The sequence below is a fragment of the Streptomyces sp. NPDC048248 genome, assembly GCF_043201875.1.
In the GTDB taxonomy this organism is placed as follows: domain Bacteria; phylum Actinomycetota; class Actinomycetes; order Streptomycetales; family Streptomycetaceae; genus Streptomyces.
The window spans coordinates 650,323-657,362 of sequence record NZ_JBICZL010000002.1 but is presented as its reverse complement, the minus strand read 5'-3'; the positions used below and the strand labels follow the sequence as shown (position 1 = coordinate 657,362).

At 74.4% G+C, this 7,040-nt stretch carries 6 protein-coding genes; 3 read left to right on the top strand and 3 right to left on the bottom strand.

Annotated features, from left to right (window positions below):
* On the bottom strand, positions 1 to 564 hold a 564-nt coding region (locus ACGFZW_RS06045; protein WP_393891804.1), incomplete at its 3' end, for a hypothetical protein.
* A 211-nt stretch (positions 565 to 775) separates the two neighbouring features.
* On the opposite strand from ACGFZW_RS06045, the gene ggt reads away from it, so the two are divergent.
* Positions 776 to 2,608 (top strand): gamma-glutamyltransferase, encoded by a 1,833-nt coding sequence (ggt, locus tag ACGFZW_RS06040; protein ID WP_393891803.1) that lies wholly within the window; start codon positions 776 to 778, stop codon positions 2,606 to 2,608.
* A gap of 146 nt (positions 2,609 to 2,754) precedes the next feature.
* Positions 2,755 to 4,218 carry an amidase gene (locus ACGFZW_RS06035; RefSeq protein ID WP_393891802.1) on the top strand — a complete coding sequence of 488 codons (1,464 nt, stop codon included), beginning with the start codon at positions 2,755 to 2,757 and terminating at the stop codon, positions 4,216 to 4,218.
* Between the two features lie 65 nt (positions 4,219 to 4,283).
* Here ACGFZW_RS06035 and ACGFZW_RS06030 read toward each other — a convergent pair whose 3' ends face one another.
* Both ACGFZW_RS06030 and ACGFZW_RS06025 read right to left on the bottom strand, forming a co-directional pair.
* The gene (locus ACGFZW_RS06030) at positions 4,284 to 4,844 is read right to left on the bottom strand and encodes an isochorismatase family protein (protein WP_393891801.1); all 561 of its coding nucleotides are present in this window, start codon (positions 4,842 to 4,844) and stop codon (positions 4,284 to 4,286) included.
* Between the two features lie 89 nt (positions 4,845 to 4,933).
* Positions 4,934 to 5,365 carry a MarR family winged helix-turn-helix transcriptional regulator gene (locus ACGFZW_RS06025; RefSeq protein ID WP_393891800.1) on the bottom strand — a complete coding sequence of 144 codons (432 nt, stop codon included), beginning with the start codon at positions 5,363 to 5,365 and terminating at the stop codon, positions 4,934 to 4,936.
* A 159-nt stretch (positions 5,366 to 5,524) separates the two neighbouring features.
* Between ACGFZW_RS06025 and ACGFZW_RS06020 the strand changes: the two genes are divergently transcribed.
* Complete coding sequence (locus tag ACGFZW_RS06020) at positions 5,525 to 7,015, top strand: hypothetical protein (protein ID WP_393891799.1); 1,491 nt, start codon at positions 5,525 to 5,527, stop codon at positions 7,013 to 7,015.
* Positions 7,016 to 7,040 lie beyond the last annotated feature (25 nt).

The following is a 7,040-nucleotide window of genomic DNA, read 5'->3' as shown; positions in this document are numbered from 1 at the left end:
CGGTCTCGTCGTCACCGCCGGGGTCCTCGTCGTGCTGTGGCGGCGGGTGGAGAACATCGCCAGGCTCACCGTCGTGCTGTGGACGGTGATGATCGTCTCGACCGCGCCGGGCTCCATCCGGTACGTCGAGCCGCCGATGGTGAAGGTGCCCCGGTCGGCGCCGGACTCCTCGCCCGGCTGCACCGCGACGCCCGGCAGCAGATTCGCGATGTGGGCCGCCAGCCGGCGGTGCGCCGTCGGGTCCCCGACGCAGAACTCGGTGCGCGCCCCGAAGCCCTGCAGCCCGGTGTCGTGCGGGGCGACCTCCGGGTGCGCCCCGCAGTTCTCGATGACCGCGGCAAGGCCGAGCAGCGCCAGCGCGTCGTGCCGCGGGATGCTCCAGTGGGCCGAGGTGCTGTCCCGGTGGGTGACCAGCACGCACTCCGAACCGGACGGTAGCCCGAAGAAGCTCTGCTCGCGGGTCAGCTTCCGGCGGGCCGCCGCCGATTGCGCGGCCCAGCCGGCCGCGAGGCCCACGATGAGGGCCACGCCGGCCGCGGTCAGGAGCAGCAGGGTGTCGTCCATGGCGGGGGAGCGTAGCGGCTGTACGGGTGTGTGTTCGAGGGTGGGGCGGGCTGTGGGGGAGGCTCCTGGGCCCCCTTGTCCTGATCCATGCGGGCATATCCGTACGCGCCAACGGAACGGGTGCTGCGATGCCCTCTGTCGTCGCGCAGTTCCCGCGAGTAGGCTCCGGCCCCTGCCGCCGCCGCGCTCGCGCCCTGGAGGACATTCCGGTATGTCGAAAGCCCGTCGTCTCACCGTCCTTGGAGCGGCCGCAGCGTTGGCAGGCTCCCTGGTGGCGGTTCCGGTCAGTGCCCGGTCGGTGTCCCCGCATCCCGGCCCCTCGGCGCACGACCGCTCCACCACAGCCACACCGGCCAAGACCCCGGTCGCCGTCGGCCGCGGCGGGGCGGTGTCCAGCGTCGACCCGGACGCCTCGGCCGCCGGCATCGAGGTGCTGGTGAAGGGCGGCAACGCCGTGGACGCCGCGGTCGCCACCGCTGCCGCCCTCGGCGTCACCGAGCCCTACTCCGCGGGCGTCGGCGGTGGTGGCTACCTCGTCTACTACGACGCGAAGTCGCGCGGCGTACGGACCCTCGACGGGCGGGAGACCGCGCCGCGCTCGGCGGGCAAGGACCTCTTCCTGGAGAACGGCAAGCCCATCCCGTTCGACGACGCCGTCACCAGCGGCCTGGGCGTCGGCACGCCGGGCACCCCGGCCACCTGGGACGCCGCCCTGGACAAGTGGGGCAGCCGCTCCCTCGGGCAGGTGCTGCGGCCGGCGCAGAAACTGGCCCGGCAAGGATTCACGGTCGATGAGACCTTCCGCCGGCAGACCGCGGACAACGAGGACCGCTTCCGCGACTTCCCGGCCAGCGCCGACCTCTTCCTCCCCGGCGGCGAGCTGCCGGTGGTCGGCTCGACCCTCAAGAACCCCGATCTGGCCCGTACCTACGGGCAGTTGGCGCACCGTGGCGTCGAAGCGCTCTACGAAGGAGAGCTCGGCAAGGACATCGTGCGGACCGTCCGGAAGCCCCCGGTGCGCGACGGTGCCGAGCGCACGGTGCGGCCCGGCGACCTGACCGCGAACGACCTGCGGACCTACGAGGCACTCAGCCAGGCGCCGACCCGCACCGCCTACCGCGGCCTGGACGTCCACGGCATGGCGCCGTCCTCCTCGGGCGGCACCAGCGTCGCCGAGGCGCTCAACATCCTGGAGCGGAGCGACGTTTCACGGCTGAGCGAGAAGCAGTACCTGCACCGCTACATCGAGGCCGGGCGGATCGCGTTCGCCGACCGCGGCCGCTGGGTCGGCGACCCGGCGCACGAGGACGTGCCGACCAAGGGCCTCACCGCGCAGCGGTTCGCCGACTCGCGCGAGTGCCTCATCGACGACGACAAGGCGCTGACCAGCCCGCTGGCACCCGGCGACCCGCGCCACCCCGCGCGTTGCGGCAGCACGGGCGAGGCCGCGCCGACGACGTACGAGGGCGAGAACACCACGCATCTGACCGTCGCCGACAAGTGGGGCAACGTCGTCGCCTACACGCTGACCATCGAGCAGACCGGCGGCAGCGGGATGGTCGTTCCCGGCCGCGGCTTCCTGCTCAACAACGAGCTCACGGACTTCTCCTTCGCGCCGGCGAGCCCCACCGTGCACGACCCCAACCTGCCCGGCCCCGGCAAGCGACCCCGCTCGTCGATGTCGCCGACGATCGTCCTGCGCGACGGCCGGCCGGTGGTCGCCCTCGGCTCACCGGGCGGCGCGACCATCATCACCACGGTCCTGCAGACCCTCCTCAACCACCTGGACCGCGGAATGCCGCTGGTCGACGCCATCGCCGCACCGCGTGCCAGCCAGCGCAACGCCGCGACCACCGAACTCGAACCGGGCTTGTGGAACAGCACGGTGCGCGGCCAACTCGAAGCGCTCGGGCACGCGTTCAAGCAGAACCCGGAGATCGGCGCGGCGACCGGCATCCAGCGACTGCCCGACGGCCGCTGGCTGGCCGCGGCCGAGAAGGTACGGCGCGGCGGCGGATCGGCCATGGTGGTCCGCGGGTCGTAGCCGGACTGCTCTCCCGCACACCGTGTGCGGCGTCCGTGTGTCGTCGAGGCACCCGCCGCGCGGCGTCATTGCTGGCCCCCACCCCGGCGACTAGCCTCCTGGGACCGTTCGTTCGAACAGCGACGGTCCCAGGGAGGGCACGCACCATGAGCGTTGACGACAGCCGTGACAGCAAGGCCGGAGCAGCGTCGGCGGGCCCACCGCGGGCCGGGGAGTGCGAGGGCCTCGCCGAGCAGGCGCCGGCGCTGGCCGACGGACGGGTGAGTTCGACCGCGCTGGTCCTGCGGTCACTGGACCGCATCGAGGCCACCCAGGGCAGCGTCAACGCCTTCCGGCGGGTACGGGCCGAGGCGGCGATGGCGGAGGCCGAGGAAGCCGACCGCCGGCTCGCGGCCGGCGAACGGCTGCCGCTGCTCGGTGTGCCGGTCGCGGTCAAGGACGACACCGATGTGGCGGGTGAGCCGACCGCGTTCGGCTGCGCCGGGGAGTTCCCGCCGAAGCAGCGGGACGCCGAGGTGGTCCGGCGGCTGCGTGCCGCCGGGGCGGTCATCGTCGGCAAGACCAACGCCTGCGAGCTGGGGCAGTGGCCGTTCACCGAGGGCCCGGCCTTCGGCGAGACGCGCAACCCGTGGAACCTCGGCCATACGCCGGGAGGTTCCTCCGGCGGCTCGGCCGCCGCCGTCGCCGCGGGTCTGGTGCCCGCCGCGCTGGGCACCGACGGCGCCGGCTCGGTCCGCATCCCCGCCGCCTGGTCCCATCTGGTCGGCATCAAGCCGCAGCGTGGCCGCATCTCCACCTGGCCGGACGCGGAGGCGTTCCAGGGCATCACCGGCATCGGCCCGCTGGCCCGCACGGTCGAGGACGCGGCCCTGCTGCTTGACGCGGCGAGCGGAAACCACGACGGCGATCTGCACCGGCCGCCCGCGGTCGCGGCACGGGAGGCTGCCGGCCGGGACCCGGGCCGGCTGCGCATCGCACTGTCCTGGAAGCCGGCCTTCACCGGAACACCCAAACCCCTGCACCCCGACGTCCGGACGGCGGTCACCGCGCTGGCCCGCACCCTGGCCCGGCTCGGCCACTTCGTTGAGGAGGCCGAACCGGACTACGGGCTGGTGGGCCTGGCGTTCGTCCCTCGCGCCACGGCGGGTGTGGGGGAGTGGGCGGCCAGGGTCCCCGACCGCTCACTGCTGGACCGCCGCACCCGTGGGGCGGTGCGGCTGGGGCGGCTGCTCGGCGGGCCGGTGCTGCGCCGGGCGCGGGCCGTGGAGAAGCGTCAACAGGGGCGTATCGGGGCCCTGTTCGGGTCCTACGACGTCTTGCTGACGCCGACCACCGCAACGCCGCCACCGCGCATCGGCACGCTCGCCAAGCTCAGCGGGTGGCGCACGGACCAGGCCATGATCGCGGCTTGCCCGTACGCCTGGCCGTGGAACGTCCTCGGCTGGCCGGGCATGAGCGTGCCCGCCGGGTTCAGCGCGGACGGGCTGCCGCTGGGCGCGCAACTCCTCGGTCCCGCACACAGTGAACCGCACCTGATCTCCCTGGCCGCGCAGCTCCAGGACGACATGCGCTGGCACGAGCGCCGGCCGGCGGTGCATCCGGCGCGGTGAAGCGGGATGCGCCGCCGGCGGCGCTGATCTGCCGTTGGGTCGGCCGTCTCAGCGCCCCACCGGCCTCATCGGCCGCCGTCGAGGAGGGCGAGGATCGCGTCCGTCGTGTCGGTCTCGCCCAGCCGGGGGAAGATCTTCTCCAGGGCGCGGCGGTGTGCCTCCTCGTCCAGGTCGGTGACCGCGTCGGTGGCGACCGTGACGTGGTAGCCGTGCTCGTGCGCGGCACGGGCGCTGGACTCCACTCCGATGCTGGTGGCGATGCCGGCGAACACCACCTGCGTCACGCCGCGGCGGCGCAGCTCCAGGTCGAGGCCGGTGCCGTGGAAGGCGCCCCACTGCTTCTTGGTGACCTGGATGTCCTCGGGCTGCCGGTCGAGTGCGTCGACCAGCTCGGCCCAGTCGGCCGGCGGGGTGCCACCGCGCGCCGCCGTCTCCGTACGGCCCGGGGCGCCGCCCGTGACGTTCACCAGGACGACGGGCAGCCCGTGCGCGCGGAAGGCGGCGGCCAGCCGCGCGCCGCGTGCGATGACCTCGTCGGCGGGGTGGACGGTGGGCAGCGCGGCGATGCCCTTCTGCAGGTCGATCAGGACCAGCGCGGACCTGGCATCGAGCGTGGTGGCGGGCATGGTGGCTCCTCGTGGGGGTGTGGGGCGGTGCGCGGAACGGTCCGTGGCGGTCAGCCGCCCGGTCCGGCTGGCCGGGTGACGGCGGCAGGTCATTCCTGTGTCAGCCGGCGCATCAGCTCGGCCGCCGCGGCGAGTGTGCGGCGTTCCTCGGCGGTCAGCCGGTCGGCGATGGCCACGGTCAGCCAGTCGTGCTTGGCGCGGCGGACGGCGGCGAGCGTCCTGCGGCCCTCGTCGGTGAGGGAGAAGACGACCTGTCGTCCGTCGGTCGGGTGCGGGCTGCGGGCGAGAACGCCGCGCTCCTCCAGCGCGGCGAGGGTCACCCGCATCGACTGCGGGCGGACCAGCTCCGCGCGGGCGAGCGCCGCGGTGGTGGCCGGCCCCCCGGTGTCGATGCGGGAGAGGACCGAACGCTGGGTGGGGGTGAACTCGCCCTGGGGGGACGCCGCGCGAAGGTGTCGCATCAGCTGCGCCACGGTGGCGCCCACGTCGGCGGCAAGCTCTTCCGGCTCGTTTTCCGGCATGCCGCCAGCCTAAAAGTTCAACAGCTAAACTTGCAAGTTCGACTGTTATGTGCGGCGCAGGAAAACTCCCCGTAGCACGACGGTCACCCTCGCGGAAACATCGCTGGTGTCGAATGCGGGCGGGATGGCGGAGTCCGGTCGCAGGGGAGGGGTGCAGGCATGTCGGAGACTCAACTCCGTCGGCCGGTGGTGGAGTTCGCGCACTTTCTGACCGATCTCGCGCACCGGCTCGACCCGGCGGCCGGCTGGTACGGAGTCTTCCTGCACCGCGACCCGGAGGGTCTGCGCGCCTGTCTGGAGGGGCGCGACGTGCCTCCGTGGGACGTGGTGGAATCGATGCTGTACGACCTTGCGGGGCTGCGCGGCGACCAGTCCCTGGGGGCCGAGGGGCCGAGGGCCCGGCAGTTGCACGCACGGGCGTCCGCGGACCACGACGCCGGGCCTGGCGGCCGTCACGCGCTGCGCGAGCGTCTGGAAATCATGCGGGGCGAGCACCAGCAGGCGGCGCTCCGCGCCCGCGAACTCCAGGGCGCGGTGTGGGCGGCGACGGGCACGCCCGAAGGGGAGCGGCTGGCCGAGGAATTGGCCTGGGCCGAGGATGACCACACCCGCGCGGGCGTGCGCGTCCGCGAGCTCGGCACCCGGCTGGAGGCGCTCGGCAGGGCCGAGGCGGAGGCGAAGGGCGGCACGGCCGCACTGACGGAGCCCCCGGCCCCGCTGCGGGCGGTGGGGCCGGTCGCGGCAGCGGGGGCCGTCGTGGAGGCTTCCGCGGACACCGTCGTGGCGGCCGTACCGCAGCAGGCGCCCGAGCGGGGCGCGCGGACCAAAGCCAAGGGCAAAGGGAGGAAGTCACCCAAGGGCAAGGGGGCCGGACGGCCGCGTGGCGCACGTTTCGCGGGGCTGGAGCCGACCGAGGAGGCCGCAGGGGCAGCGGATGCCGCGCCGCTGCTCCCGACCATCGGTCCGTTCGCCACGCCGGCCCCGGCGCCGGACGGTCCCGCGGAGGGCGACGGGCAGGGCGTACCCGCTGCGGCTACCCCACGCGGAGCCCGGTTCGCCGGTGCGTACGACGACGTGCCGCCGGCCGAGGACGCCGCCCCCACCGCCATCGATCCCGTCGCGCACCGGGCCGCCGCCGACGCCGTGGCGCGGCTCGCGCACCTGCGCGCAGCCGGCGACGGCGGCCTCGCGCACGCCGAACTGTGCGCCGCTGCGAACCGCCCCGCCCCCGAACTCCCGCTCCTCGTTGGCGAACTGGAGCGCGCCGGATTGGGCTCCGATGTGCCCACCCTGCTCTGGGAAGCGGCCTGCCTGCCGCCCGACGGGCTCGCCGCAGCCGCCGACGCGCTGGCCGGCGCGGGCCGTACGGAGGACAGCGCGAAGCTGCTCCGGCAAGGGGTGGCCCGTCCCGTCGCCGAGGTGGGCCGGGCCGCGCTGGAACTGCTGGCGCGAAACCGCACGGCACAGGCCCGCGAGCTGCTCGCCGCCCTCGTCCGTGCCCGCACACCGGAGGAGTCCGCCGCCATGGCCGCGGTCGCCCCCGACACGCTCGGGCCCCTGCTCCTGGACGCGGCCACCGAGGTCTCGCCGCACCGGCACAGCGACATCGCGCACGCGCTGCGCACCATAGGTCACGACGGCCCCATCTGACCGCGCCTGCGCGGACGCGCCGCAG

Bases quoted from the DNA above. Each gene is read 5' to 3' on its own strand.
- ACGFZW_RS06030 (WP_393891801.1), bottom strand. From the start codon at position 4,844: ATGCCCGCCACCACGCTCGATGCCAGGTCCGCGCTGGTCCTGATCGAC.
- ACGFZW_RS06020 (WP_393891799.1), top strand. From the start codon at position 5,525: ATGTCGGAGACTCAACTCCGTCGGCCGGTGGTGGAGTTCGCGCACTTT.
- ggt (WP_393891803.1), top strand. From the start codon at position 776: ATGTCGAAAGCCCGTCGTCTCACCGTCCTTGGAGCGGCCGCAGCGTTG.
- ACGFZW_RS06035 (WP_393891802.1), top strand. From the start codon at position 2,755: ATGAGCGTTGACGACAGCCGTGACAGCAAGGCCGGAGCAGCGTCGGCG.
- ACGFZW_RS06025 (WP_393891800.1), bottom strand. From the start codon at position 5,365: ATGCCGGAAAACGAGCCGGAAGAGCTTGCCGCCGACGTGGGCGCCACC.